The organism is Aquitalea pelogenes (assembly GCF_041914625.1).
GTDB lineage: Bacteria > Pseudomonadota > Gammaproteobacteria > Burkholderiales > Chromobacteriaceae > Aquitalea > Aquitalea pelogenes.
On sequence record NZ_JAYSDA010000026.1, the window covers coordinates 44,636 to 71,086 of the forward strand.

The window sequence follows — 26,451 nt, forward strand, 5'->3', positions numbered from 1 at the left end:
TCATGCATCTTTCCCCGCGTTGGCAAACTTCCATCCTGATGCTGGCATTCCTGCTCAGCCTGATGGGCCTCATCAACCTGCTGCTGGACCCGGCCCAGGCCGTACGGCACTGGCAGGCTGCTCCCGGTCATGTGGAATCCAGCCGCATCATGGTCAGCAGCCCGGAAGGGCATCCGGACCAGACCCGCTGGGAGCCTTACGTGCAGTACCTCTACACCGTGAATGGCGAGGTCTATCACGGCGACCAGCTGTATGCGCTTGCCACTGCCTTGCCCGGCGATCACAGCAGTGCCGAAGACCTGACACGGCGCTTTCCCACCGGCAAGGCCGTGGTGGTGTATTACAACCCTCAAGAACCGGCGCGCTCGGTGCTGATCCGCGAGGGCGACAGCAGCATCGGCAGTGGCCGTTTCATTCTGGCGGCGCTCAGCACCCTGTTCGGCTGGGCCTTGTGTGACCGCTTGCTGCAACGCTGGCGCCATGTACGGCGGCTGAGGGCTGGTGTCCATGGTTGAGAAACTGCTGCAAGGCCTGATGCTGCTGGCCGGGCTGGCCGCCTTCGCTTATTTGTGGTGGCTGGGTGCCAAGGGCGATGCGTCGGCCAGTTGGCCCAGTGCGGTGGGCAGTGTGCTGGAAAGCCGTCAGGAACAGCGTCAGGTCAATGCCGGCGGCGATCGCGACAATACCTGGGAATATTTCCCGCAGCTGCGGTATCAGTATCAGGTGCAGGGTAAAACCTACCAGTCCGGCAACCGCCGCTTTCCCAATCCCGGCTACAGCCGCAGCCAGCAGGAAGTGGCGGCCATTCTGGCGCGCTATCCGGCAGGCGCGCAGGTGCGGGTGTATTACAACCCGGCCAATCCGGCCGAGGCTTGCCTTGAAACCGGCCAGCACTGGACGGCATGGGTTGGCAAGGCCATTGCCTTGCTGATTGTCGCGGTGGCGGCCTGGCTGCTGTTGCGCGCCGATTAAGCGGCTGCAGCCGCTTGATGTCATCTGCCGGGCTGATGGTTTTCCTCCGGCAAATCATTCCCGGTTTGCCCTGTCCGGGGATAAAGCAATTTATCCCCCCGTCCGATTCAGCCATAATGCGGTAAAAACCAAGCGGCATGGCGTTTGCATTGACGCCATGTCATTACAAGGGGGGACCGACTATGTTGGCCATCATCGGAGGCAGCGGCCTGGCCAAGCTGCCCTTACTGGAAGTAACCCATCGTCAGGTGGTGCGCACACCCTATGGCGACCCGTCCTGCGCACTGACATTCGGCCATATCGGCCAGCAAAACGTGGTGTTCATTGCCCGTCACGGTCACGGTCACTCGCTGGCCCCGCACGAAATCAATTACCGCGCCAATATCTGGGCGCTGCACAACCAGGGCGTCAAGGGCATCCTGTCCATCGGCTCGGTCGGTGGCATCCGCGCCGACATGGGGCCGGGCACCCTGGTGGTGCCGGACAACATCATCGACTACAGCTGGGGTCGCAAGCACACCTTTTTTGATGGCCCGGAGCGGCCGGTAGTGCATGTCGACTTCAGTAATCCTTACGACGATGCGTTGCGCGCCAGACTGATTGCCGCGGTCAATGCCAGTGGCAAACCGGCGGTGAATCAGGGCGTGTATGCCTGCACCCAGGGCCCGCGGCTGGAAACCGCAGCGGAAATCCTCAGGTTGGAGCGGGATGGTGCCGATATTGTCGGCATGACCGGCATGCCGGAGGCCTGCCTCGCCCGTGAAATGAACCTGCCTTATGTCCATCTGTGCCTGGTGGTGAACTGGGCGGCAGGCAAGGGCGGCAGTGCCACGGTGAATTTCGACCCGGCCACGGCCGAAGCCGGCATGAATGATGTCACTGCCGTGCTGCTGGCCTTGTTGTCTGCCACTACCACGGCCTGAATCCGGCCCGGCTTTGCTGGCACGGCCTAGATATGGAGAAGGTAATGTCTTCGGTTCGATATGATTTCTTTGATGCCATTTTCGCGCCGCGGCGCGAGCAGCCGCTGATTCTGCATGACGGCGTCAGTGTCAGCTATGGTGAGTTCCTTGACCGGGCCATCCGCCTGCTGAACCACCTGGTGCAGCAAGGTGCCCGCCATGGCGACCGTATCGTCATCGGGCTGGAAAACCGGCCGGAGTACCTGGAACTGATGCTGGCGCTGGCGCTGGGTGGCATGACAGCCTGCCCGGTGGACCCGGACATTACCGTCGCCCAGCTCAACAAGACCCGCCAGGTGGTCAGTGCTGCGATGAGCATCACCTCCTACGACCAGCTGGCCTATTCACTGGACAACAGTCTGCCGGACTGCGTGGCACAGGGGGATATGGACCAGCCATTCCTGGTGGTGTTTTCCTCCGGCACCACCGGCGCGCCCAAAGGCATTGTGCAATCGCTGGGCAATTTCTTTGCCGCTGCGGGGGCATTTGCCAGTGCGGTGGGGCAGCAGCCCGGGCAGATCACCCTGCACAACTGGCCGATGTTCTATAACGCCGGTCTGTTCAACCTGTTTGCCTGCCCCCTGATGAGTGGTGGTTGCATTGCGGTTTGCCCGCGCTTTAGCGCCAAATCCATGGGCGGCTTCTGGGAGGATGTGGCACGTCATCAGCCAGACTATCTCTACCTGTCCCCCACCATGGCCGCCTCCTTGAGCAAGACCTACAAGTTCTTTAAGGCTGATCTGGCCCCCTTGCAGCGCGCCAGCGTCATTTCCACCAGCTCCATTCTTTATCCGGCCATCAAGGACGAGTTTCTTAAGGTGTGTGGTGTGGAAATCCGCCCTTGCTTCGGCATTACCGAACTGGGTGGCTCGTTTACCATCGGTCACGGCCAGAGTGCTCCTTTCTCGGTGGGGCAGGTCATGGCGGGGGTCACCGTCAGCATCGACAGTCAGGCTGATGGAGAACTGCTGGTGCAGTCGCCTTACATGGCGCTGGGCTATCTGGGGGCAGAGGGCCATATCGAACCCTTCGATCGCAGCCAGCCTTTCCGTACCGGGGACCTGGGCCATCTGGCAGCAAACGAACTGTTTGTCTCCGGCCGTCGCAAAGACTCCATCAAGAAGGGTGGCGAGCTGATCAATCTCTCCGAAATCGAAGACATGGTCCATGCGGCGGACCTGTGCGAAGAGTGTTATGCAGTGGGCAAGCCGGACCTGTTCTGGGGTGAAACCTACGATGTGTTTTTCATTCCGCGCGCCGATGGCAATGCCGAAGCCATTCGTGACGCACTGATTCGTCTGTTCAATGGCGCGCTGCCGCAGGTGCAGCGGCCGGATCAGGTGCGGGCGGTGGACAGCATTCCGCGTACCGCTTCGGGCAAGCCCATCAAGCGGCTGATCAGCTATCAGGCGGTGCAATGACACAAATGCTGTTGACTCACGACCCGCGTACCGGCACTGCCGTTGCACGCCATGCCTGCACCGATGCCACGCAGATTGACCAGATATGCCAGCGTGCCCGGCAGGCATTTTTCCAGCACTGGCGTACCCTGCCTGCCGCCAGGCGTAGCGAGGCCCTGCTGAGTGTCGCCCGCCACCTGCGCGAGCAACTGGAAGCCTTTGCCGCCGCCGAAGCGGCCGATACCGGCAAGTCGCTGGCCACCGCCCGTGGCGAGGTGGCCGGTGCTGCCGGGCTGTGGGAATATGCCGCCGCCCTGGCGCGTGTGGAGCATACCGAAACCCTGGGCAGTGCCACCGGTAGCGGACTGGCCCTGACACTGCGCGAGCCGATGGGGGTGGTGGGGCTGATTGTGCCGTGGAATTATCCGCTGATCACCACCGCCGAGCGCATGCCCTTTGCACTGGCCGCCGGTTGCTGCGTCATTCTCAAGCCCAGTGAACTGGCGGTCGGCTCGCTTGCCCTGCTGGTCGCCCATTTGCAGCAGAACCCCTTGTTTCCTGCCGATGTGGTGCAGGTGGTGTACGGCGTGGGCAAGGAAGCCGGTCAGGCACTCACCCGTCACCCGGCGGTCGACATGATTGCCTTTGTCGGCTCCACCGCTACCGGCCGTGCCATCGAAACCGCCGCGGCAAGCTGCGGCAAGCGGGTGACGGCCGAGCTGGGTGGCAACAACCAGGTGCTGGTGTATCCCGATGCCGACCTGGCAGCTGCGGCGGACGGCGTGATTGCCGGCGCTTTGCGCAATGGCGGACAAGCCTGCATTGCCGGCACCCATGTGCTGGTGGACCCGGCAGTGGCCGATGAATTTGTCAGCCAGCTGCAGCAGGCCTTGCAGCGTCGTTTTCCTGCCTGCAGCGGCGATGCCGTGCCCGAGGGATTGCAGCCCATGATCACCCTGGCACACAAGCAGCGCATTCAGGCGCTGGTGCAAGCCGGTCTGGCACAGGGGGGCGTCGCTTTGCCCGGCTCCCGGCTGGATGGCCCCGGCCATTTCCTCGGCCCGGTGCTGATCGACCATGTGGCACCGGACTCTGCCTTGCGTGAGCAGGAGCTGTTCGGTCCGGTCATCACCATTTGTCGTGTCGCTGCCAGTCAATTTAATGCCATTGTTGCCGATAACCAGTATGGGCTGGCCGTCTATGTCTGGACGGCGGCAAGCAGCACGGCCTTGCAGGCGGTCCGGCAGTTACGAGTCGGACGGATCTGGGTCAATGCCGATCCGGAATTCTGGCTGCCGGAGTTGCCGGTGGGCGGTTTTGCCGATTCCGGCGTAGGGCGCGAAGGGGGCATCCGGGCGCTGGATACCTACTCCCTGCCCAAGGCTGCCATCATTTACTGAACAAACATCCCGCGTGCCATGCACGGGGGACATTTACCCGGTGTGAGCGGGCTGCAAGCCAGCACAGCGGGTCATCAAGGAGTGAGTCCATGGGTCAGATATCCCGTCCGCTTTCGCTGGTCGAAAAGCTGAAGCAGGAATCGGTACAGGAGTTCATCAACAAATTCCTGTGGAACAAAAGCAATAGCGCACCGTTTGTGGTGGAGCTGGACCCCACGACGGCGTGCAATCTGGCTTGCCATGACTGCATCAGTGCCAATTTGCTCAACCAGGGTGGTATCGATAACGAACGCCTGCTGCGCCTGGCTGAGGAATTCGCCCAGCACGGCGTGCGTGCCGTGGTATTGATTGGCGGCGGTGAGCCGATGGCGCATCCCAAATTCGGTGCGCTGGTGGAGTCCCTCTATCAGGCAGGCATCAAGGTGGGCGTCACCACCAACGGCACCCTGATGCCACGCTACATGGACCAGTGCATCAACATGACCAGCTGGCTGCGGGTGTCGGTGGATGCAGGCAGCGAAGAAGTGTTTGCCGAATTCCGCCCCCATGCCAGCGGCAAGTCGCAGTTCAATCTGGTGATCGACAACATGCGGCAGATGGCCGCCAGCAAGAAGGGTCTGTTGGGTTACTCTTTCCTGCTGTTATCCAAGTTCAATCCGGACGGCAGCCTGCACCGTACCAATGCGGTCGACATCGAAAAAGCCGCGCAACTGGCCAAGGACATCGGTTGCGACTATTTCGAAGTCAAACCCGCATTCGACATGATGCACTTCCTGCAGCAGCAGGATTTGTCGGTGGTGGATCTGGTCAATCGCAACCTCAAGGCCATTCACGAACTGGCAGATGACAATTTCAAGATCATCGCGCCATTCACGCTGGAAGAAGCCCTGCGCGGGGTCGGCACCCAGATCAAGCCTTACAACCGCTGCCTGACCGCCGAGCTGCGCACCGTCATCACCCCCAGTGGTGCCTATGTTTGCCCTTATCATCGCGGCAACCTCAACATGCGCATCGGCGACATTGCCAAGGTGTCGCTGGAAGAGCTGTGGCAGGGCGATCGGCGCAAGACGGTGATGAACCGGGTGGACCCGGCGCGTCACTGCACCTTCCATTGCATCCGCCACGAATCCAACCTGCTGCTCGAACGCATGGCCGCCGGTGAGGTGGTGGATAGCGTGTCCGATTTCGACCTGTTCATCTAAGCCTGCCCATGGAATTGCTCAGTCGCGAAGAACTGCTGGCCATTGGCTTTCATACCGTAGGTGAAGGCGTGCGGGTATCACGCCGTGCCGTGTTTTATGTCATTGACGGCCATATCGGCGATGGTGCGCGCATCGACGACTTTGCCATCCTCACCGGCCGGGTGGACATCGGCCCGCGTACCCATATTTCCCCATTCTGCTTTCTGGGCGGAACCGGAGGGCGCATCGTGTTGGAGGAGGGCGTCGGTTTCTCCACCCATGTCAGCGTATTCACCAAGAGCGACGACTACCAGCAGCAGGCGGATGGCCCGCGCAACAAGGTGGAAGGTGATGTGCTGATCGGCGCGCACACCATCTTTGGTGCGCAGTGCGTCATCCTCCCCGGTGCCGTGGTCGGGCGTCATTGCTCCATCGGCGTGGGCTGCGTGATCAAGGACCAGGTGGCTGATGGCGGACGCTATGTCAGCATGGGCATCCGCTCGGTACAACTACCCTGAGCCAGCAGACCGGTCTGCTGTGCTTGTAAGGAAAAAAACAGATGGAAGAAATACGCAACTGGATAAGCGATTACCTGCGTGCCGAAGGCAAGACTGATCTGCAAGCAGACCTGCCCCTGTTCGAACAGATCGACTCCTTCAGTGTGGTGGGTTTCCTGATGGCGGTCGAAGAGCGTTTCAGCTGCTTTGAGGACATTACCGCCCAAGCGCTCAGTGGCTTGACGCTGGATGAAATGGCCACGCTGCTGGCTAGTTATCAACGGACGTAATGGCAGATTTGCCTGATTTATTCCGGCAGGCTGGTGTGATGGCTTGCTGTATTATGCACAAATCATGTTCAGGCATTGACCGGAAAGTGGCGGCATGAATCTTCCGCGTATCCCGTTTGGCAAACCTTTCATTGTTGGCAAGGAGCTGTTTTACATCGCTCAGGCGGTGATGAGCAGTTCCATCGCCGGGGACGGTGTTTACAGTCGCAAATGCCAGCATTGGCTGGAGGAGCATCTGGGCACGCCCAAGGCCCTGCTGACCCATTCCTGCACCGCTGCGCTGGAGATGGCGGCCATCCTGGCCGATATCGGCCCGGGTGATGAAGTCATCATGCCGTCCTTCACCTTTGTGTCTACTGCCAATGCTTTTGTGCTGCGCGGTGGTATTCCGGTGTTCATCGATATCCGGCCAGATACGCTCAATCTGGATGAAACCCTGGTCGAGGCCGCCATTACCCCGCGTACCAAGGCCGTTGTTGCCGTGCACTATGCCGGCCAGCCGTGCGCCATGGAGGCGCTCAAGGACATCTGCCAGCGCCATGGCCTGTTGCTGATCGAAGATGCGGCTCAGGCCATTCTGGCCCAGTCCGAAGGGCGTTCGCTCGGGACCATCGGCGACCTGGGCTGCCTGAGCTTTCATGAAACCAAGAACATCATTTGTGGCGAGGGCGGGGCATTGCTGATCAATAATCCGGCCTTGATCGACCGGGCAGAAGTGATCTGGCAAAAGGGTACCAACCGCAAGGCATTCTTCCGTGGTGAAGTAGACAAATACACCTGGGTGGACATCGGTTCTTCCTTTCTGCCCAGCGAATTGAGTGCGGCCTTCCTGTATGCCCAGCTGGAGCAGGCCAGGCGCATCAATGCCCACCGCCGCGCGCTCTACGGCAAATACCTGAGCCTGCTGGAGCCGCTGGCCGCTCGCGGTTTGTTCCGTCTGCCGCTGTCACCGGGTAATCGCCCGGAAAACGGCCACATCTTTTACCTGTTATGCAGCAGCATGGAAGAGCGTACCGCGCTGATCCGGCATTTGCAGCAAGCAAACATCGCCGCCGTATTCCACTACGTCCCCTTGCATGACTCTCCGGCCGGGCAGCGCTTTGCCCGCACCAGCGGCGCATTGCCGGTGACCGAGGCGCTTTCTGGCCAGTTGCTGCGCCTGCCCCTGTATTCCGAGATGACCATGGAGCAGGTCCGGCGTGTCTGCCTGGCGATCCAGGACTTCTATCTCGCACGTGCTTAAGTCGTTCACATCCATTTCTTTTCGAGGCCAGTATGTCTCAAACCCTGTCCGCAACTGTTCAACACGCCAACGCACCCTATTACATCTATGCGCCACCGTACCGTGAAACCTCCGGTGGTGTGCGTGCGCTCTACCATTTGTGCCACTGGCTGAACGAAGCAGGGCAGGACGCCTATGTCATGCACCAGGATGCCAGCCATGGACTGAATACACAGGTGCTGACACAGGAAATCTATCAGGCGCATCGTGAAGCAGGACGAGAGCCGGTGGTCATCTATCCGGAAATCATCCGTGGCAATCCGCTGCAGGCCCGTCATGTGGTGCGCTACCTGCTGAATTATCCCGGCCGGCTGTCTAACACGCCGCTGGACAAGCTGGGCTGGGCGGCCAGTGACATGGTGTATACCCACGGCTGGGATATCGTACCGGATGGCTGGTCGGCTACCTTGCTGCAAGTACCGCTGATTGATACCCGGGTGTACAACGCCGATGGCGTTGGCCAGCGCCATGGCAAGCTGGTGTGGCTGCATCGCTTTCTGGAAAAGGGCGGCGTACCTGGCGACGTGGTGGCGGATGCCACTGAAATCTCCTTCCGCGGCAAGATTCGCAGCGCCAGGGAATTGGCCGAGCTGTATCGCCAGGCCGAGCTGTTTTACACCTACGAGCACACCACCGGTTGCTTCGAGGCACTGCTCTGCGGTTGCCCGGTAGTCTATCTGCCCAACCCGCTCACCCTGGAAAAGCCGCTGCACAGCTACCTGGGGGATGACGGCGTAGCCTGGGGAGATAGCCCGGAAGCCATTGCCCATGCCAAGGCGACGGTACACAAGGTGCGTGCCCATTACGACGCCATCCATCAGGATTTCCTGCGCGAATTACAAGACTTCATCACCAGCACCCAGGGACGGGTGCAGGCCAAGTCCTATGCCAATGTTGCAGTCCAGTTGGCCATTGGCAAATCCGGACGCACCGAGCGCCAGTTGCCCGCACCCACGCTCATGCCAGAAGCGCCGGCCTTGCCCAAGCAGCGTTTGCGGGTAGGGGTCCTGTCCGGTGACTTTCTGGATGGTGCCTGCATGCGCCTGCGCCTGCACGATGCCTTCACGCTGCTGTCGCCGTGGATTGATACCGCCTACTTCCCGGGCAACTCGGCCTATGCCTGCCGCCGGGAGGAATTTGACATCGACACCATGGTGCAATGGGCCGATGTCTTCATCATCCAGCGCGGCATTCTGAGCGAACGCAATATCGATTTTCTCAACAAGTGTTTTGCCAGCGGCAAAACCATGATTTTCGAAGCGGACGACTGGTTGCCCGGCATGCCGGCCTCGCACCGCCAGTTCTACGAATTCGACCCTTACGGCCTGCTGCGTTTCTGGCGTGACAAACTGCACCTGTTTGCCGCAGTCAGCGCCAGCACCGAACCGCTGGCAGTACGGCTGCGTGAGCTGAACCCGAATGTCCACCTCATTCCGAATGCCTTGTCGGTCAGCCGTTACGCCAGCCTGCAACGCAGCCCCAAGGGGCCGGATGCACCCATTACCATCGGTTTTGCCGGCACATCCACCCACGCCGACGACATGAAGGTCATCGGCCAGGCCTTGCTCAATATCCAGCAGAAATACGCCCATCTGGTGCAGTTTGTGTTCTGGGGTTGCAGCCTGCACGGCCTGGAGGGGGCTGCCAACGTCAAGGTGGTCGGCAAGTCGGTCACCTATGTCGAATACATGAAGGAACTGAACCGGCTGGAAATCGACATCGGTATCGCACCGCTGGAAGACACCGTGTTCAACGAGTCCAAGTCGGACCTCAAATGGCTGGAGTACACCGCAGTTGGTGCCGCCTGCGTGCTCAGCGACGTACCGGCGTATCGCGAGGCCAAGGCACTGGGGCTGGCCGAAGTGGTTGGCAACGATACCGCCAGCTGGGATGCGGCGCTGTCACGGCTGATTGATGACGCCGAGCACCGGCGTAAGCTGCAACAAGCCTCGCAAGAGTACCTGCTGCGCTACGCCACACTGGAAAGCCAGGCCTACCGCTGGGTGGACCTGCTGCGCGAAGTGTTGCCCACGCCCTTGCTCGAACCCCTGGCTGGCTATCATCCCGATCAGCATGGCGTGGTGGAAAGCCAGCGCCTGCAACTGATGTGGCCCAATACCTATCGCGCCTGGCAAAACTGGGACAAATTGCATCAGCTGCGTGAAATCGACGCCGAAATGATGGCCGAACGCATGTTGATGCAGTGGCAGCAGCGGCCGCAGTTCCTGATGCTGATGCCCATCCGCGCCAGCGAAGCCGAGCTGCTGGCCAATACCATCGATGCCCTGCAACAGCAGCTGTACAAAAACTGGAAGCTGATTGTCATTGCCGACTGGGACATGCCGGACCCCATTTTCAGCCAGAACGACACCCTGGGCTGGTTGCAGCTGGACACGCTGGATGACCCGCAGCTGTTTACCATGGCACTCAACGGTTTGCTTGGCGAGGTGCCGGCCGACTGGGTGATGTTGCTGCCGGCCGGCGCCATGCCTGCCCCACAGCTGTTCTTGCGCATGGGTGACACCATCCACGCCCAGCCGCAAGCACTGGCCATTTACACCGACCATGACAGCTATACCCAGCCTGAGTGCCGTGTACTGCCACAACTGAAGCCGGACTTCTCGCTGGATTACCTGCGGGCGCAGGATTATGTCGGTGCCGCCGTGGCGCTGTCCTATCAGGGGCTGGCCAGTCTGGGCGGCTTCGAAGCCTACCCGGCTTGCGAAAGCTGGAACCATCTGTTGCGTCTGGCCGAGAACTTCGGCCTGAACGTGGTGCAGCATATCGACGAAGTACTGATGCACCTGCCAGCCGAACCCTTGGGTGTGCAGCATCAGCGCGAGGCCGCGCGCCAGGTGGCACTGGAAAATCACTTGCAGCGTCTGGGGATTGCTGCCAGTGTGGTCAACGGCTATGCCGACAACACCTTGCATGTGGAATACCAGGTCAGCGGCACGCCGCTAGTCTCTGTCATCATCCCCACCCGGGACAAGATGGAATACCTGCAGCCATGCGTGGAAAGCCTGTTTGCCCGCACCGGCTATCGTCATTTCGAATTGCTGATCGTCGACAATGGCTCGCAAGACCCGGATACCTTCCGCTTCTACCAGGACTTGCAGCAGGATTACCCGGAGCAGGTCCGCATCATCGATTACCCGCAGCCCTTCAATTTTTCCGCCCAGTGCAATCTGGGGGTGGAACAGGCGCGTGGTGAATACATTGTCCTGCTCAATAACGACACCGAAATCATCCAGCCGGAATGGCTGGAGCGGATGATAGGCATTGCCCAGCGTCCGGAAGTGGGTGCCGTGGGCATCCGGCTGGTGTATCCGGAAAGCGGCAGCATCCAGCATGCCGGTATTGTGCTGGGTTTGCCCGGAGGGGTGCTGTCGGTGGCCGACCACGTGTTTGAAAAGTCGGAACTGGACACGCCGGGCTATATGAATCGCCTGCTGACCGAGCAGAATTACTCCGCTGTCACCGCAGCCTGCCTGATGGTGTCGCGCGAGAAATACCAGGCAGTCGGCGGCTTTGATGCCGAGCAGCTCACCGTGCTGTTCAACGACGTGGACTTCTGCCTCAAGCTGCAGCAGCAGGGCTTGCTGAACGTGTTCACACCCTATATCACCATGGTGCATCACCATGCCAAGAGTATCGGCAAGCTCACCTACGAACCTGCTGTTGCGCTGGCCGCCGCCGTGCGCGAACAGCAAGAGCTGTCGGTGGTACTCAAGCGCTGGCTGCCACAGCTGGCGCGTGACCCGGCCTACAACCGACACCTGACTTTCCGTACCAAGGACATGGCGTTCGAGCCGACACGGGATGTGAACTGGCTGCCGCACCAGGCTGGCCGTTACAAGGTGCTGGGCCTGCCCATTCCGGGTGGCAGCGGCGAGTACCGGGTTTCCTTGCCCTTCCATGCCCTGCAAGAAGGCGGGCGGCTGGATGTCGCCATGATCTCGCCCGAGAACGGTGCCGCGCCGCTGCTGTCGGTGGTGGAGATGGCACGTTTCAACCCGGACGCCTTGCTGATTCACACCATGCTGACCGATGGCATTTTGCATGCCGTGAAGCAATACCGTGAATTCATGCCGGACCTGCGTCTGGTATTCGGTCTGGATGACCTGGTAGGCGCACTGCCGGAGAAGAGCATTCTCAACCGGGTATGGCGCAAGACCATGCCTGATGCCCGCCCGCGTCTGCGTGCCATGCTCAAGCATTTTGACACCCTGGTGGTGTCTACCGAGCCCCTGGCCGACGCCTGCCGCGACATGATTGCAGATATCCGCGTGGTGCCTAACCGTCTGGCCCGCCATATGTGGGGTAAGGTGACCTCATTGCGCGGGCAAGGGAAAAAGCCACGGGTAGGCTGGGTGGGGGCCCAGCAGCATCAGGGCGACCTGTCGCTGATCATCGATGTGGTCAAGCAAACGGCAGATGAAGTCGAATGGGTATTCATGGGCATGTGCCTGCCGGAAATGCGGCCATACATCGCGGAAGAACACCCTTGTGTCTCTTTCCAGGAATACCCGGAAAAGATGGCCAGCCTGAATCTGGACCTGGCCATTGCCCCGCTGGAAGTCAACCCGTTCAACGAATCCAAGAGCAATCTGCGCCTGCTGGAATACGGTGTGATGCGCTGGCCGGTGATCTGCACCGATATCTATCCGTATCGTACCAATGACGCACCGGTGTGCCGCGTGCCCAACACCACCGAGGCGTGGGTCGAGGCCATCCGTAGCCGTGTGCATGATCTGGATAGCACCTATCGGGAAGGGGATGCCCTGCGTGCCTGGGTGGACCGGCATTACTGGATCGAGGACCACCTGGATGACTGGCAGCAGGCACTTTCCGGGCAGCTTGTAAAAAAATAATCATCCCGGTACTAAAGTTTGCCAACGGGGGGTCGATAACTAGTCAAGGCCCACACAGTCGCCCCCCCGAATGCTCTAAGGAGAATCATCATGGCACTTACCGTCAACACCAATATTGCGTCGCTCACCGCACAGAACAACCTGAGCAACTCCAGCTCTTCGCTCAACCTGTCTCTGCAACGCCTGTCCTCCGGTCTGCGCGTAAACAGTGCCAAGGATGATGCTGCCGGTCTGGCCATTTCCCAGACCCTGACTGCCGCCATTCGCGGTAACAACCAGGCCATCCGTAACGCCAACGACGGTACTTCCGTAGGCCAGACGGCTGAAGGTGCGCTGGGCCAGATCGGTAACAACCTGCAACGTATCCGTGAAATCGCCACCCAGTCCGCCAACGGCTCGGTTAGCGACACCAACCGTTCGCAGCTGCAAAAAGAAGTTGACCAGCTGACCCAGGAAATTTCGCGTATCGTACAAACCACCCAGTTCAACGGCACCAAGCTGCTGTCTGGTGGTAATACCCTGACTTTCCAGGTGGGTTCGTCCGGTTCGACCGACAACACTGTATCGGTATCGGCATCTGACCTGACCACCCAGTTGTCCTCGTACAACTCTTCGCTGACCAACAGTGCGACCATCAACGTATTGACCCAGACCGGTGCCCAGGCCCAGCTGTCGGCTCTGGACGCTGACATCGGTACCGTATCGAACATCCGTTCCACCTTCGGTGCCGTACAAAACCGTTTTGATGCTGTGGTTGCCAACCTGCAAAACTACGTAACCAACCTGACAGCAGCCAACAGCCGTATCGTGGACGTGGACTTCGCGTCGGAAACTGCCAACCTGACCAAGAACCAGATTCTGCAACAGGCCGGTACTTCCATCCTGAAACAGGCTAACTCCCTGTCCCAGTCCGCTCTGACTCTGCTGCAGTAAGCTACAGTAATAGCCTAAGCTGAAGAGCCGGCCTCGGTCAGCATGCTGACCGGGGCCGTTTGTCCGGGAGTCGTTGCCATGCAAATATCATCTACGAACAACCCTGTCCTTCCGCTGACGGCTACGCCGACGGCGCGTCAGCAAAATCAGCTGACTCAGGGAAATACTGCTGATGCCACCGCCAGTTCGGTCACACCCAATACCCCGGGTGGCGTAGTTGCCGTAGGCCAAAGCCAGGCACAAAATGCCACCAATGACGGAACTCAGCAGAAAAAGCCGGATCCACTGGAGTTGCAAAACTCGGTCAAGCAACTGAACGATGTGGCCAAGCTGTATTCCAGCCAGCTGGAGTTCTCGGTCGACAAGGAAACCAACATCCAGGTCGTCAAGGTGGTGGATCAGGACACGCATCAGGTCATCAGGCAGATCCCGTCTGAAGATGCAATCCGCATTGCCAAGGCGATTGACGATTTCAAGGGCTTGCTGCTCAAGGACAAGGCCTGAGTCCGGCAGCGCTCGCATGCAAGGGAGGTAATGCCAGATGGCTTCAATCACGACTAGTGTCGGCACGCTGGATGTCCAGTCTATCGTCAGCCAGCTGATGACCATTGAGCAGCAGCCTTTGCAAGCCAGCCAGCAGCGCTCCAGCAAATACAATACCCAACTGAGTTCGATCGGTCAGATCAGCTCGGCCTTGTCCAACCTGCAGTCCGTGTCTGGCAAGATGTCCACCGGTGCCTTCCTGCAGCAATTCAAAGCCAGTTCCACCGATACCAGCATTGCCAGTGTCACCACCACAAGCGGTGGTACGGCCGGCAGCTATGCCTTGAACGTGACACAGCTGGCCAAGTCGCGCCAACTGGTGTTCGACCAGTTTGGCGGCAGTGCCATTACCGACCCCAAGGCCACGCTGGCCGGTGCACCAACTTCCTTGACGCTCACGGTAGCCGGCAAGGATACCGTCATCAACCTGACGCCCAACGCCAGTGACACTGTCAGCCTGCAGTCCATCTCTGACCGTATCAACCAGAGCGGTGCCGGGCTCAGTGCCTCGGTGGTGCAGAATAACGGCCAGTACAAGCTGGTGCTCGCGTCCTCCAACTCCGGTAGTGACAATGCTTTCACCATCAAGGCCGGTGGTACCGATTCCGGTTCCACCTCCGGTTCGACACTGGCCGGTCTGAGCCAGAGTGCCACGGCTGCCAGCGAATCCGCTGCGGCTGCCGATGCCTTGCTCACCGTCAACGGGGTCAGTGTATCCTCGGGCAGCAACCACCTGACCAATGTCATCTCCGGGGCCAATGTGGACATCACCAAGCTGGGCCAGTCCACCATTACCATGACCTCGGACAGCAGCGGCATCACCAGTTCGCTGCAAAGTTTTGTCGACGCCTACAATCAGGTGAAATCTGCGGTAGACTCTGCACGTTCCGGCAGCCTGAAGGCCAATGCCTCGGTGCTGGCCATCCAGCAAAAGCTCACCAGCATTCTCAGCACCCAGGTGCCGGGTGTGGATGCCACCACATCCTATGCCTACCTGTCGCAGGCCGGTATTTCCATCCAGAAGGATGGCACGCTCAAGCTGGACCAGACCGCCTTCAACAAGGCACTCAGTGCCAATCCTACTGCGGTGGCCAACCTGTTCGGCAATACCAGCAGTACCGGTTTTGGCGATAGACTGAGTGCGGCGGTGAATGATCTGCTAGGCCCGAACGGGGTGATTGAAACCAGCAAGACCTCCATCAACAGCCTGATTACATCGGAAACCAGCTTGCAAACCAGTCTGAGTGCCAAATTGTCGGCACGCCAGACCATGTATACCCAGCAATACACAGCGTTGAACGCCGTATTGTCGAAAATGCAGCAATCGACCAGCAATCTGGCCAACCTGCTGGCCTAGGACAGAACCAAACGGTAAACAATCATGCTGAATTCCAAAATGCTCAAGCAGTTCAACAAGGCATATGAAGACGATGCCCTGAAAGCTGCCGTCTATGGGGCCAGCCCGGTGGGCCTGGTGGTGCTGCTCTATGAAGGTGCCATCAAGGCCATCAACCAGGCGGGTTATGCCATTGAAGCCCAGCGTTATGATGAAAAGGCGCGCCTGGTTTCCAAAACCATCGACATCATTGATGGCCTGCGCGAGTCGCTGGATTTGCAGCAAGGCAGCGACGCCGCCAATAATCTGAACGACCTGTACATCTACATGAAGCAGCGGATGAGCATTGCCAACCTCAAGAATGACCTGGAAATCCTGGCCGAAGTCCGCCGGCTGCTGGAAACCATCCTGCCTGCCTGGCAAGAGCTGAACCGATCCAGCATGTCCGCAAGTGCGGCCAGTAATGCCTACTGATGCTGCGCGGAGCCCAGGACATGCGCACGCAGACCCGGTCTGAGCAAATCGGCACCATGTTGCAAACGCTGTCACAAGCACTGGCAGCCTGTGATGCACGCGATTTCGAGCTGGTGATTCGTCTGGCCGAACAGCAAGAAGCAGAACTGGCTGCCTTCATGTCTTCCCGCAGCGATCTGGCCCAGCTTGCCCAGTCTGAAAAGCTGCAACTGGAACAGGTCATTGCCCAGCGTCAGGTCGTGCAGCAACGCATCAGCGAGTGGATTGCGCAGATGCGGGAGGAAATGCAGACAGTCAGTCAGAACAGCCGATTGCTCAAGACCTATACATCGTAATGAGCGGCTTGGGTTACGGCCGGTTTCACCATACACTTAGAAAAAGTGCTGCGTGAGGGGTCCTATCATGTCCGGTTCGCTCTTTTTCTATATCGTCGTGGTCTTGCTGTTGGGTTTGTGCACAGTCTGCGGCTATCTGTATTGGCGCTTGCAGTTGCTGGAAAACCGTCGCGATAGCCTGACGGCCATGTATCTGGATCAGCAGCAGCAGCAAATCAGCACTTTGCAGCGCGATTTGTCACGCCTGATGGCGCGGCTGGAACAGCAATCGCGCAGCGAGCCTGCCAGCCTCAGCCCTTACAACCAGGCTATCGAGATGATCAAGCAAGGCATTCCGGCCTCCGAGGTAGCCAGCCAGTGTGGCATTTCACGCAGTGAGGCCGAGTTGATCATTTCCCTCTACCGGAACAATTCCACCTCATGATTCCATCCCTGCCCACCACCGCTGCTACAGGAACCCTTGCGCCGCAAACGGTCTCTTCGGTACGCCTGCTGCTGGAGGGCGGACGGGCACTGCTGGATGCCAGTGTTGTACCTGCCAAGCTCCCCCCGCTGATGCTGGGCGAGCAGGTCAGTGCCCAGGTGGTGGACAGCAAGGATAATGGCCAGCAGCTGTCGGTACTGATCAAGAACAGCCTGTTCAACCTGATCGTGCCGCAAGGCATGACGGTAAGCGGCAACAACCTGTCGCTCAAGGTGGCCACGCTGGCTCCGACCCTCAGCTTTGCCTTGCAGGAGCAAACAAGCGAGGCAGCACAGGACGGATCGGTTGAAGTACAGCTCAGCCCGGCATCCAAATACCTGACCGGCATGCTGCAAACCAGCAAGCCCGGTTTGCCGGCGACAGACCTGAGTCTGGACGTTGCCAAACAGCAACCTGCCGAGACAGCGCAAACCCTCAAGAACAACGTCAGCCAGAGCGGCCTGTTTTATGAATCGCACCTCAAGGAATGGCTGGACGGACGCCATAACCTGTCCCAGGTACAACAGGAACCGCAATCCCGCTTGCTCAGCAAGCTCAATGAGGATCTGGCCAGCCACGACAGCCGCAGTAACACCGCCAGTGCCAGCAGCCTGAGCCCGCGCACGGTGGCGCCCGAACTGGCCAATCTGGTGCAACGCCAGCTGGACATCGTGGAAAACCAGCAACTGCAACTGAATGGCTATGCCTGGCCTGGCCAGCCCATGCAGCTGCAAATACAACAGGAACACACCAACGAACGTACCGGCAGCCTGGGGGCGGATGAAGTCGGGGTGTGGAGTACCTCCCTGTCGCTCAAGCTGCCAGCCTTGGGTGGTGTGGCGGCGCGTGTGCGCCTGGTGGGGCAGAATGTGCAGGTTTCCTTTGTGGCCGAGGAAGACGAAGCCAGCGGGCTGATCCAGCAACATGCAGAGCAATTGCAAACCGGCATGGCGGCAGCCGGGCTGACCCTGGCCAACCTGGTGGTGAAAAATGGCACAGTCACCCAAGACTGAAGAAGGCCGCAAATCAGCGGTTGCGCTGGCTTACCGCGAAGGTCAGCGCTCGCCGACCGTGGTGGCCAAGGGTTATGGCCAGCTGGCCGAGCGCATCATCGACCGGGCCAAGGATGCCGGCGTGTTTGTGCACGACTCCCCGGAGCTGGTTTCCCTGCTGATGCAGGTGGATCTGGACCGCCACATTCCGGAAGAGCTTTACCGCGCGGTGGCCGAAATCCTGGCTTTTGTTTACTTCCTGGAAAACAAGGCCACCGGTGCCGACTTCGAGTTTGAATCCTGGCTGGCTAGCCGTAAAAGCAAGTCCTGACCATCCCTGTTGCTGAAATCCTCTCCTCATGCTGGCAGCCCTTGTCTGTCGTCAAAAGCGCTGCCATGCCCCCCGGCTTTGCGGTAATCTTATGCTTTCCCCCTGCACACTGCTGGAGTAGATATGAAAGTCGGTTATATCGGGCTGGGCATCATGGGATTGCCCTGTGTTTTGAATCTGCTGAAAGCCGGTCATGCCGTGTCGGTGTGGTCGCGTCAGCAGCAAAAGGCAAACGCCGCACTGGAAGCCGGGGCCACCTGGGCAGACAGCCCGGCGCAGCTTGCCGCACAGGTTGATGTACTGATCACCAATGTTTCCGACACCAAGGATGTAGTGCAGGTATTGCTGGGCGAACAAGGCGCGGTACATGGCGCGGCTGCCGGTCTGGTTTGCGTGGACATGAGCACCATCTCGCCGATCGGTGCGCGCGATATCTCCCGGCAACTGGCCGAGCACGGTGTCGACTTCCTGGATTGCCCGGTATCCGGCGGTCAGGTGGGGGCGGTCAACGGCACCCTCACCATCATGGTGGGCGGCAAGGCTGCGGCGCTGGACAAGGTTCGCCCGGTACTGGAAGCCATGGGCAAGACCATTACCCACATCGGTGACTCCGGTGCCGGTCAGGTGGCCAAGGCATGCAACCAGATTGCGGTTGGTGTGGGAGTGGCTGCAGTGGCCGAAGTGATGAAGCTGGCCAAGGCCTGCGGGGTGGACCCGGCTCCGGTGCGTGAAGCCCTGCTGGGTGGCTTTGCCCAGAGCCGTGTGCTGGATATCCACGGTCAGCGCATGATTGATGACAATTATGTGCCGGGCTTCAAGGCGCACTTGCACCTGAAAGACATGGGCATTGTGCTGGATACCGCGCAACAACTGGGCATCCGTTTGCCCGAGGCCGAGCGTGTGGCCGGCCTGATCGGCCAACTGGTTGAGCAAGGCGAGGGCGAGCTGGATTCTTCAGCCATTGCCCGTCTGATCTGGCAGCAAAACTGATTGCCTGCCGTGACATCTCGAGCCCGCCACCGTGCGGGCTTTTTTATTCCGGCTGCTGCTGTTGCGCCAGCCACTGCTGATGGGCGGCCACGTCCACCGGGCGATAGCGTCTGGTAGTGGCAGCAGGGTAATGCTGCAAGTCATTGCCATGTCGTGTATCGGTGGCGGGGCGTATCGGTCGTGGTACAAAGTTGCCGCCACAGTTGGGGCAGGCATGCTGTAGCAGTGCCACGCAGTCGGCACAGAAGGTGCACTCAAACGAGCAGATACGCGCCAGCGGCGAGTCGGCGGGCAGGGCGCAGCCGCAATGTTCGCAATTCGGACGTAGTTCCAGCATGGTTGGCTCCCGGGAATGATAGAGGCCAGCTTGCCAGCCCTCTACCCGGCTGCACAGGGCAAATACAGCCATCATCACCGCCGGATTGCGCCATGTTGACGGCCGCAGGCTGGCGTAAGGCCAGGATCCGCCACATCAGGCCACCGGACATCAGGCCAAACAGGAACACGCTTGCTGAGGCACAGTGCATGCAGGCCCGGAACGGCGCTCCGCTCTGCCACTCTAACTGCTCATGACCTGATGACAGGTCCGCAGGAGAGCGACATGGATGCCATTGATATCCTCAACCTGATGCGCCAGCACCCGCCAGCCGAGCCGGTCAGCCTGACGTCCATTCCCTTGATGCTGGCGCAGGCACTGGTGGCCATTGCCGGCAAGCTGACGGTGACTGAGCTGCAACGCCTGATTGCCGTTGGCGCTGCACTGTGTGCCCATCAGCAAGACCCGCAGTTTGACAGCGTGGCGGCGGATTTGCTGGTCAAGCAGCTTAGCGAACCGCCTTGAGTGCTTTGGCCGGTTTGCTGGTTTGCGGAGCGGATGCTGCCAAGGGCGTGGCTGCCTGGTCCGGCAGGTATTGCACCACCAGCGCCCGCAGAATGCGATAGCCATTTTCCTGCGGTGTGCCCAGACGTTCATGCCAGGTCATGCTGTCTATCGCGCTGCGCATGCCGCCATGGCTGTTGAGCAGAATGGCGGCCGAGCCGCCAGAGCGCCTGACCTGCTGGGCAAGGGCATGCAGCATGGTGGTGTTGACATAGGCCATGTCGTAATCGCTCACCCGTATCATGCCCATGATGCGGTAACGGTGTGGCGGGTCGCCAGCATCCCAGATTTCCACCCCGTCCACGGTGCGTTTGCTGCCGCCTTCGCCGTCGATGATCTTGCTGCCATTGCGGTATTCGAACATCGTATAGTCAGTCGTGGTGCAGGAGGGCAACAAGGCCGTGCACAGCAACAGGCAGGCCAGTATGGCCAGGCGGCCGGGTGAAGGGACGGATGTCGGAAAAGAGAAGTGCAGCATTACAGGCAGGGTCCGCCAGCGAGGCATGAATGATGCCCGCATCTTAACGTGCCCCAGACGCTGGCGTGCCGCGCAGACCGGCGCGAAGAAGTAAATAAATGCAAACCAGGCCGTGCACCGGGCCTGGCTAATCCTGCCAGCAGCGTAACTGGTATTGCTGCATGAAGTCCGGGGCATTGAGCAGTGCTTCGGCAAAGCTGCTGTTGGCAATGATCAGTGCCCCCTGACGCAGGAAGGCCGCCCGTACTTCCAAGGCGATGGGCTGACCGTATTTCTTGAAGCGTATCAGGTATTCGATGTCAAACCCGGCTTCTGTTCCCGCCGGGTGCCTGAAGGTGGCGACGGTGGCCGGATTGTCCCAACCATTGCTGCATTGGCTGATCAGCTGGAACAGGCTTTGCCCGTCAGCCAGCCGGATGTGCCGGGAGAAATACACGGCGGTACGGGCTTCATCCACCCACTGACGTTTTGCATCACCGGCATCACTGGCCAATAAGGGGTTGCGCGGCAAACGCGATTTGCGCACCGCCGGGTCGTCATGGATGAAGCGATGGAACTGGTCGGCTGCACGGCATTGCTGGCAGCCTTCGGCCTGCAGGAAGCGCTGCTCTGTCGGGGAAACCGCTAACCGGACAGCCTGCCGTGACAGGCCGGGAACATAGGGCTGATGCCGATCTGCCGGAATGGTGTCCAGCATGTCGCCATAGCTGCAGCCCGTCATGCTGAGCGCTGCCGCCATCATCAACCATTGTTCCCGCATGATGCCTCCCTGTATGCCAGTGCGCATTCTAAGGGCTGGGGCAGCACGCGTTGCCGGCCTGGCAGGTAAAGAAAGGTAAGGCTGCCGCGGCGGAAAAACCGCGCAAAAAAGCCCCGGCTGGCGGGGCTTGGCTTGATTTACTGCCAGCGCGTGGCAGCAGACGCTGCTTTACTCGATGTTCTGGATCTGCTCGCGCATCTGCTCGATCAGCACCTTCAGCTCGACGGATGCCTGGGTGGTTTCGGTGGAAACCGACTTGGAACCCAGCGTGTTGGCTTCACGGTTCAGTTCCTGCATCAGGAAATCCAGTCGTTTGCCGGTCTGGCCGCCCGCCTTGAGGATGCGTTTGACTTCGCTCAGGTGGGTGGTCAGGCGGGACAGCTCTTCATCCACGTCAATCTTCTGGGCAAACAGGGCGAATTCCTGCTTGATGCGGTCATCTTCCACATTGCCCAGCGCATCTTGCAGGCGGCTGGACAGCTTGTTCATGTAGGCATCCAGAATCAGGGGCAGCTTGGGCTTGATGGTGGCAATGATGCCCTCCATCGCGGCAACGCGGTCGTGCAGGATCTGCTTGAGCTTTTCACCTTCCCGCGCGCGGGAGGCATTGAAGTCCTCCAGGGCGGTGGTCAGGCTTTGCAGGCACAGTTGCTGCAGGACTTCCGGTGCCAGGGTGTTGGTTTTGAGAATGCCTGGCCAGCGCAGCAGCTCGCCCACAGACAGGCCCTTGGCCTGAGGCGCTTGCTGTTCAACCTGGGCGGCCACTTGCAGCAGGCTGGCCAGGAAGTCGCTGTTCAGTTCCAGTGTCGGATTGTCGGCCTCCAGCTGATTGAGACCGACGCGACATTCCAGCTTGCCACGGCTGACGCGGGATGCCACCATCTCACGCAGCTGTGGCTCGATGATGCGCAATTCTTCGGGCAGGCGCATCTGGACATCAAGATACCGGTGATTCACTGCACGGACTTCCAGGCTGAGCAAACCGCCGGGAAAGTCTCTGCTGATGGATGCAAAGCCTGTCATACTTAGGATCATTGTGGGCCCCCGCTTGTGGTGTCATTAAAATTCAGAACAGGGCCCGAATTGCTGTGAATGCTCAATTCCGGGCCAACGAATACTATAGCAACTGCCATGTCATGACTCAATCCAGCCAACTGACTGCCTTGCCGGTAGGTTATCGCCTGGCCGAGTACACCATTGTCCGCCAGCTCTCTGTCGGTGGTTTCAGCGTCGTTTACCTGGCGCTGGACGATGCAGACCGCAAATACGCCATCAAGGAATACCTGCCGCGCAACCTGGCCCAGCGGGATGAAGAGGGCATGGTGACGGTTCCGCACGAACTGGACCGTGACGCATTCAATCTGGGCCTGAAATGCTTTTTTGAAGAAGGCCGTATCCTGGCGGAAATCAGCCACAAGAGCGTGGTGCACGTGAGCAATTTTTTCCGTGCCAACCAGACCGTTTACATGGTGATGGAATATGCCGATGGCCGCTCGCTGGGGCGCGAGCTGGAACTGACCGGCGGGCGCCTGGAAGAGCGCCGGATACGCAAATGGTTTGCTGCCTTGCTGTCCGGCCTGCGCGAAGTGCATTTGCACCGCCTGCTGCACCTGGACATCAAGCCGGCCAATATCTACCTGCGCCGCAGCGGCTATCCGCTGCTGCTGGATTTCGGCGCAGCCCGACAAACCCTGTCGCGGCGCGACAAGCATTTCGCCTCCATGTACACCCCCGGCTTTGCTGCGCCGGAACAATATGAAAAAGACCAGCCGCTTGGCCCGTGGACCGATATCTACGCCGTCGGAGCCTGCCTGTATGTCTGCATGGGTGGCAGCACCCCGCAGGCTGCCCAGCAGCGCCTGCAAGCGGACAAACTGGTACCGGCCAGCAAGCTGTTTCGCCACTATTATTCCAAAGAGTTGCTCGAATTGACCGACCAATGCCTCAACCTGGCACCGGATGCCCGTCCTTCCACCGTATTGGCCATACAAAAAAGTTTGCTGGATACCAGTTACAGCCAACCCGAACCGATGCCGGAGCCCGCCGTGGCGGCCAAGCGGCTGGTAGGCTGGATCAAGGGCCTGGCCGGCGGCCGTTCTTCCTGAGGAGCATGCGATGAAATTATCCCTGTATCAGGAAAGCCGCATCGGGGGCCGCTCCTACAATCAGGACCGCCAGGTCATTGCCCACTCGCGCGAGGCGGTAATGCTGGTGGTGGCCGATGGCATGGGTGGACACTTGCAAGGCGAGGTGGCCGCACAAATCACCATCGACCTGATGAGCGAGCTGTTTTACCAGCAGGCAACGCCCAGTCTGTCCCATCCCAACCGCTTTCTGGTGAATGCCATCAGCTCCACGCATCAGGCCATTCTGGACTATGCGGCAGATCACCGCCTGCCGGAAATTCCCAGTACCACGGTAGTGGCCGCCATCATCCAGCAGGGCATGTTGCACTGGTGCCATGTGGGCGACTCGCGGCTCTATCTGCTGGACGGCAAGCAGGGCATGCGCTTGCGCTCGCGCGACCACTCACAGGTCCAGCGCCTGATCGACCAGGGCAAGCTGACCGAAGAGGGGGCGCGAACCCATCCTGAGCGCAACAAGATCTACAACTGCCTGGGTGCCACTACCGATCCGGATATCGACATTGGCGAAAAGCAGTTGCTGCAGCCCGGTTGTTCGGTGCTGCTGTGTACTGACGGCCTGTGGTCGCAGATCAGCGATAGCGAGATGGAGAAGGTGTTCATCGGCCGGGCGGTAGGCCAGGTGATGCCGGCCCTGATGAATGTGGCCGAGCGTCGCGCCGGCAGCAATGGCGATAACTTGTCCGCCGTGGCAGTAACCTTGCTGGATGATGGTGCCGAACTGGGGGGCAAGCCCGATACGCTCGATACGCTGGTCACGCCGCCGCGTTATGCCGGCCGCCAGATTCTCGACCCCAATCTGGAGCTGATGCATCAGGAAATCCTGGGTAGCAAACCAGACTGAGGCCGCCTTACGAATTTTCATCAGACAGGTGATGTCGCAGGAGATCACCTGTTTTTGTTTCATACAGGACACCGAAGATGCGACCTTCTCAACGAAATAACGACGCCTTGCGTACCGTTCGTCTTACCCGCCATTACACCAAGCATGCCGAGGGCTCGGTACTGGTTGAATTCGGCGATACCAAAGTCATTTGCACGGCCAGCGTGGAAGAGTCTGTACCGGGTTTTCTGAAAGGCAAGGGCAAGGGCTGGGTGACGGCGGAATACGGCATGCTGCCACGCTCTACCGGCAGTCGCATGCGGCGCGAATCAGCCGCAGGCAAGCAAAGCGGCCGCACTCAGGAAATCCAGCGTCTGATCGGCCGTTCGCTGCGTGCGGTGGTGGATATGGAAAAACTGGGCGAACGCCAGATCCAGATCGACTGCGACGTGATTCAGGCGGATGGCGGCACCCGTACTGCCAGCATCACCGGTGCTTTTGTCGCACTGCATGATGCCATCAGCGGCCTGATTGCCCAGGGCAAGCTGACACAAAGCCCGCTGCGCGATTTCGTGGCCGCCATTTCCGTGGGCATTCACCAGGGGGAAGTGGTACTGGATCTGGATTATCTGGAAGATTCCGACTGCGAAACCGACATGAATGTGGTGATGACCGGCAATGGCCGCTTTGTCGAAGTGCAAGGCACCGCCGAAGGCGAGCCGTTCAGCGAGGAAGAAATGGCCGCCATGATGCGCCTGGCCAAAAAAGGCATCAGCGAACTGATCGCCCTGCAACGACAGGCGCTCGACCTGTAAGCCAGTAACAGACGCTGGCGCTATGTTCGACAGGGGCTTTTGCCCCTGTTGTCATTTCCGGGTACGGCCTTGCTGGATGAACTGCTGCAGCTGCTGGTAGAACACCGGGCTGGACAGCGCCATATTGTCTTCTTTGCGGCGGCGCGCAGCCACCGGGGCCGAGCTCTGGATGCCGATCAGCGTCATGCGGCCATTGATGCTTGCCAGAATGGGCGAACCGCTGTTGCCTTCCAGCGTGTCGCAGCGGTGGGTCAGGCGGCCATCGGCCAGTAGGCCGGTCGCTTGGCAATTATTGTGAACCAGCAGGTGGGTGAGGTCATCCAGCGGATAACCGCCGTTGGTGACCGTGTTGTGGATGCCTTGCAGCTGCTGTTTCAGCGCCTGGCTGTCGCCGGCAAATACCGGAATCACCCCGCGGCTGCGGCCCAGCGGCTGGCTGAGCCGGACAAAGGCAAAATCGCGCCCGGCGATTTTCTTGGGAATATAAGTACCGTCCGGACGATGCTCCAGCCCGGCCAGAAAAGTCTTGTCTACCTGCACTTCGCGGATGGCGCTTTGCTCGCTGTATTCATTACCGGCCAGGCCAACCGTAAAGCTGATGGCCGGGTCGAAACGCCCATGCTTGTTGATGAAGCAATGCCCGGCGGTCACCACCACATCCTCTGCCACCAGCGTGGCAGTGCACACCAGATGGCTCTTGGTTTCCAGCTGCCCGACAGCCTGCCACACGCCGCTGTCCGGGTCGGTCTTGACGCGATCATCCTTGCCGAAAAACAACACCAGTTGTTCGGCCGTGGGTTTGGCCTGTGCAGCCAGGGGGAGCAAACAAAGACTCAGGGCAAGCAGGGTAGTGCGCAACATAGGGTGGGTTCCAATGCAATCGGGGCGCCGAAGCGCCCCGAAGGTAAGACTCACAGCCAACCTGGGTCAGCTGTCGTATCCGTGCGAATTACTTGGCAGCGGAAGCGGCTTTTTTAGCCTTTTTTGCCGGAGCGGAAGCTTCAGCAGCTTGGGCTTTCTGAGCGGAAGCGTCGGCTTTCTTGGCAGCGTGCTTTTTAGCGTGGTGCTTTTTGGCAGCGTGCTTCTTGGCCGGAGCGGAAGCGTCAGCAGCGGAAGCAGCAGCTTGGGCTTTCTGAGCGGAAGCGTCTACTTTCTTGGCAGCGTGCTTTTTAGCGTGCTTTTTGTGAGCTTTCTTGGCCGGAGCGGAAGCGTCAGCAGCGGAAGCAGCAGCTTGGGCTTTTTGAGCGGAAGCGTCTACTTTCTTGGCAGCGTGCTTTTTAGCGTGCTTTTTGTGAG

General features: G+C 59.7%; 29 protein-coding genes. 23 read left to right on the forward strand and 6 right to left on the reverse strand.

What is annotated here, in order from left to right; genetic code table 11:
- The first annotated feature begins 2 nt into the window (after positions 1 to 2).
- The 19 genes from ACE3SE_RS17610 to ACE3SE_RS17700 all read left to right on the forward strand — a co-directional run bounded on the left by ACE3SE_RS17610 (position 3) and on the right by ACE3SE_RS17700 (position 19,255).
- Positions 3 to 515 (forward strand): DUF3592 domain-containing protein, encoded by a 513-nt coding sequence (locus ACE3SE_RS17610; protein ID WP_062786529.1) that lies wholly within the window; start codon positions 3 to 5, stop codon positions 513 to 515.
- Positions 508 to 972: a DUF3592 domain-containing protein gene (locus ACE3SE_RS17615; RefSeq protein ID WP_062786526.1), complete on the forward strand. Its 465-nt coding sequence runs from the start codon at positions 508 to 510 to the stop codon at positions 970 to 972. The genes ACE3SE_RS17610 and ACE3SE_RS17615 overlap by 8 nt, the downstream gene beginning before the upstream one ends.
- Positions 973 to 1,154: 182 nt before the next feature.
- A complete protein-coding gene (locus ACE3SE_RS17620; RefSeq protein ID WP_374557198.1) occupies positions 1,155 to 1,895 on the forward strand; it encodes an S-methyl-5'-thioinosine phosphorylase in 741 nt (246 codons plus the stop codon).
- A gap of 44 nt (positions 1,896 to 1,939) precedes the next feature.
- Complete coding sequence (locus ACE3SE_RS17625; RefSeq protein ID WP_374557200.1) at positions 1,940 to 3,355, forward strand: class I adenylate-forming enzyme family protein; 1,416 nt, start codon at positions 1,940 to 1,942, stop codon at positions 3,353 to 3,355.
- On the forward strand, positions 3,352 to 4,734 hold the full coding sequence (locus ACE3SE_RS17630; RefSeq protein ID WP_374557202.1) for an aldehyde dehydrogenase family protein: 1,383 nt from the start codon (positions 3,352 to 3,354) through the stop codon (positions 4,732 to 4,734). The genes ACE3SE_RS17625 and ACE3SE_RS17630 overlap by 4 nt, the downstream gene beginning before the upstream one ends.
- Positions 4,735 to 4,823: 89 nt before the next feature.
- Entirely contained in the window at positions 4,824 to 5,936 is a 1,113-nt protein-coding gene (locus ACE3SE_RS17635; RefSeq protein ID WP_045846802.1) for a radical SAM protein, read from the forward strand.
- Positions 5,937 to 5,944: 8 nt separating this feature from the next.
- A complete protein-coding gene (locus tag ACE3SE_RS17640) occupies positions 5,945 to 6,433 on the forward strand; it encodes an acyltransferase (RefSeq protein WP_045846803.1) in 489 nt (162 codons plus the stop codon).
- A 41-nt stretch (positions 6,434 to 6,474) separates the two neighbouring features.
- Positions 6,475 to 6,702, forward strand: a complete 228-nt coding sequence (locus ACE3SE_RS17645) for a hypothetical protein (protein WP_131355944.1) — start codon at positions 6,475 to 6,477, stop codon at positions 6,700 to 6,702.
- Positions 6,703 to 6,796: 94 nt separating this feature from the next.
- Positions 6,797 to 7,945 (forward strand): dTDP-4-amino-4,6-dideoxygalactose transaminase, encoded by a 1,149-nt coding sequence (gene rffA, locus ACE3SE_RS17650; protein WP_131355941.1) that lies wholly within the window; start codon positions 6,797 to 6,799, stop codon positions 7,943 to 7,945.
- Between the two features lie 32 nt (positions 7,946 to 7,977).
- Positions 7,978 to 12,858, forward strand: a complete 4,881-nt coding sequence (locus ACE3SE_RS17655) for a glycosyltransferase (protein WP_374557205.1) — start codon at positions 7,978 to 7,980, stop codon at positions 12,856 to 12,858.
- A gap of 90 nt (positions 12,859 to 12,948) precedes the next feature.
- Complete coding sequence (locus tag ACE3SE_RS17660; RefSeq protein WP_045846808.1) at positions 12,949 to 13,791, forward strand: flagellin N-terminal helical domain-containing protein; 843 nt, start codon at positions 12,949 to 12,951, stop codon at positions 13,789 to 13,791.
- A 78-nt stretch (positions 13,792 to 13,869) separates the two neighbouring features.
- Positions 13,870 to 14,295 carry a flagellar protein FlaG gene (locus ACE3SE_RS17665; RefSeq protein WP_374557207.1) on the forward strand — a complete coding sequence of 142 codons (426 nt, stop codon included), beginning with the start codon at positions 13,870 to 13,872 and terminating at the stop codon, positions 14,293 to 14,295.
- Between the two features lie 37 nt (positions 14,296 to 14,332).
- Complete coding sequence (gene fliD, locus ACE3SE_RS17670; RefSeq protein WP_374557209.1) at positions 14,333 to 15,691, forward strand: flagellar filament capping protein FliD; 1,359 nt, start codon at positions 14,333 to 14,335, stop codon at positions 15,689 to 15,691.
- A gap of 24 nt (positions 15,692 to 15,715) precedes the next feature.
- Entirely contained in the window at positions 15,716 to 16,144 is a 429-nt protein-coding gene (fliS, locus tag ACE3SE_RS17675) for a flagellar export chaperone FliS (RefSeq protein WP_052694002.1), read from the forward strand.
- Between the two features lie 20 nt (positions 16,145 to 16,164).
- Positions 16,165 to 16,479: a hypothetical protein gene (locus ACE3SE_RS17680; protein ID WP_374557211.1), complete on the forward strand. Its 315-nt coding sequence runs from the start codon at positions 16,165 to 16,167 to the stop codon at positions 16,477 to 16,479.
- A 67-nt stretch (positions 16,480 to 16,546) separates the two neighbouring features.
- Positions 16,547 to 16,903 (forward strand): DUF2802 domain-containing protein, encoded by a 357-nt coding sequence (locus tag ACE3SE_RS17685; protein WP_045846812.1) that lies wholly within the window; start codon positions 16,547 to 16,549, stop codon positions 16,901 to 16,903.
- Entirely contained in the window at positions 16,900 to 17,955 is a 1,056-nt protein-coding gene (gene fliK / locus ACE3SE_RS17690) for a flagellar hook-length control protein FliK (protein ID WP_045846813.1), read from the forward strand. The genes ACE3SE_RS17685 and fliK overlap by 4 nt, the downstream gene beginning before the upstream one ends.
- A complete protein-coding gene (locus ACE3SE_RS17695) occupies positions 17,933 to 18,265 on the forward strand; it encodes an EscU/YscU/HrcU family type III secretion system export apparatus switch protein (protein WP_045846814.1) in 333 nt (110 codons plus the stop codon). Before fliK ends, ACE3SE_RS17695 begins: the two co-directional genes overlap by 23 nt.
- Before the next feature lie 123 nt (positions 18,266 to 18,388).
- Positions 18,389 to 19,255, forward strand: a complete 867-nt coding sequence (locus ACE3SE_RS17700; protein WP_374557214.1) for an NAD(P)-dependent oxidoreductase — start codon at positions 18,389 to 18,391, stop codon at positions 19,253 to 19,255.
- A 43-nt stretch (positions 19,256 to 19,298) separates the two neighbouring features.
- Here ACE3SE_RS17700 and ACE3SE_RS17705 read toward each other — a convergent pair whose 3' ends face one another.
- A complete protein-coding gene (locus ACE3SE_RS17705) occupies positions 19,299 to 19,592 on the reverse strand; it encodes a DUF1272 domain-containing protein (protein WP_045846826.1) in 294 nt (97 codons plus the stop codon).
- A gap of 264 nt (positions 19,593 to 19,856) precedes the next feature.
- On the opposite strand from ACE3SE_RS17705, the gene ACE3SE_RS17710 reads away from it, so the two are divergent.
- Positions 19,857 to 20,096: a hypothetical protein gene (locus ACE3SE_RS17710; protein WP_131355917.1), complete on the forward strand. Its 240-nt coding sequence runs from the start codon at positions 19,857 to 19,859 to the stop codon at positions 20,094 to 20,096.
- Here ACE3SE_RS17710 and ACE3SE_RS17715 read toward each other — a convergent pair.
- The 3 genes from ACE3SE_RS17715 to ACE3SE_RS17725 form a co-directional block, all read right to left on the reverse strand.
- Entirely contained in the window at positions 20,080 to 20,613 is a 534-nt protein-coding gene (locus tag ACE3SE_RS17715; protein ID WP_374557217.1) for a hypothetical protein, read from the reverse strand. The two genes, ACE3SE_RS17710 and ACE3SE_RS17715, sit on opposite strands and share 17 nt — an antisense overlap.
- Before the next feature lie 127 nt (positions 20,614 to 20,740).
- A complete protein-coding gene (locus ACE3SE_RS17720) occupies positions 20,741 to 21,373 on the reverse strand; it encodes a hypothetical protein (RefSeq protein ID WP_374557219.1) in 633 nt (210 codons plus the stop codon).
- Positions 21,374 to 21,541: 168 nt separating this feature from the next.
- Positions 21,542 to 22,408 (reverse strand): YicC/YloC family endoribonuclease, encoded by an 867-nt coding sequence (locus ACE3SE_RS17725; RefSeq protein ID WP_062786467.1) that lies wholly within the window; start codon positions 22,406 to 22,408, stop codon positions 21,542 to 21,544.
- 101 nt (positions 22,409 to 22,509) lie between these two features.
- On the opposite strand from ACE3SE_RS17725, the gene ACE3SE_RS17730 reads away from it, so the two are divergent.
- The 3 genes from ACE3SE_RS17730 to rph all read left to right on the forward strand — a co-directional run bounded on the left by ACE3SE_RS17730 (position 22,510) and on the right by rph (position 25,155).
- A complete protein-coding gene (locus ACE3SE_RS17730) occupies positions 22,510 to 23,478 on the forward strand; it encodes a serine/threonine-protein kinase (protein ID WP_045846819.1) in 969 nt (322 codons plus the stop codon).
- A 10-nt stretch (positions 23,479 to 23,488) separates the two neighbouring features.
- Positions 23,489 to 24,361, forward strand: a complete 873-nt coding sequence (locus ACE3SE_RS17735) for a PP2C family protein-serine/threonine phosphatase (RefSeq protein ID WP_374557222.1) — start codon at positions 23,489 to 23,491, stop codon at positions 24,359 to 24,361.
- 77 nt (positions 24,362 to 24,438) lie between these two features.
- Positions 24,439 to 25,155, forward strand: coding sequence for a ribonuclease PH (gene rph, locus ACE3SE_RS17740; RefSeq protein ID WP_045846821.1), 717 nt, complete (start codon positions 24,439 to 24,441; stop codon positions 25,153 to 25,155).
- Positions 25,156 to 25,206: 51 nt separating this feature from the next.
- Here rph and ACE3SE_RS17745 read toward each other — a convergent pair whose 3' ends face one another.
- Together ACE3SE_RS17745 and ACE3SE_RS17750 are read right to left on the reverse strand one after the other, a co-directional pair.
- A complete protein-coding gene (locus ACE3SE_RS17745) occupies positions 25,207 to 26,016 on the reverse strand; it encodes a trypsin-like serine peptidase (protein WP_374557224.1) in 810 nt (269 codons plus the stop codon).
- A gap of 88 nt (positions 26,017 to 26,104) precedes the next feature.
- A partial coding sequence (locus ACE3SE_RS17750) for a hypothetical protein (protein ID WP_374557226.1) occupies positions 26,105 to 26,451 on the reverse strand: 347 nt, incomplete at its 5' end.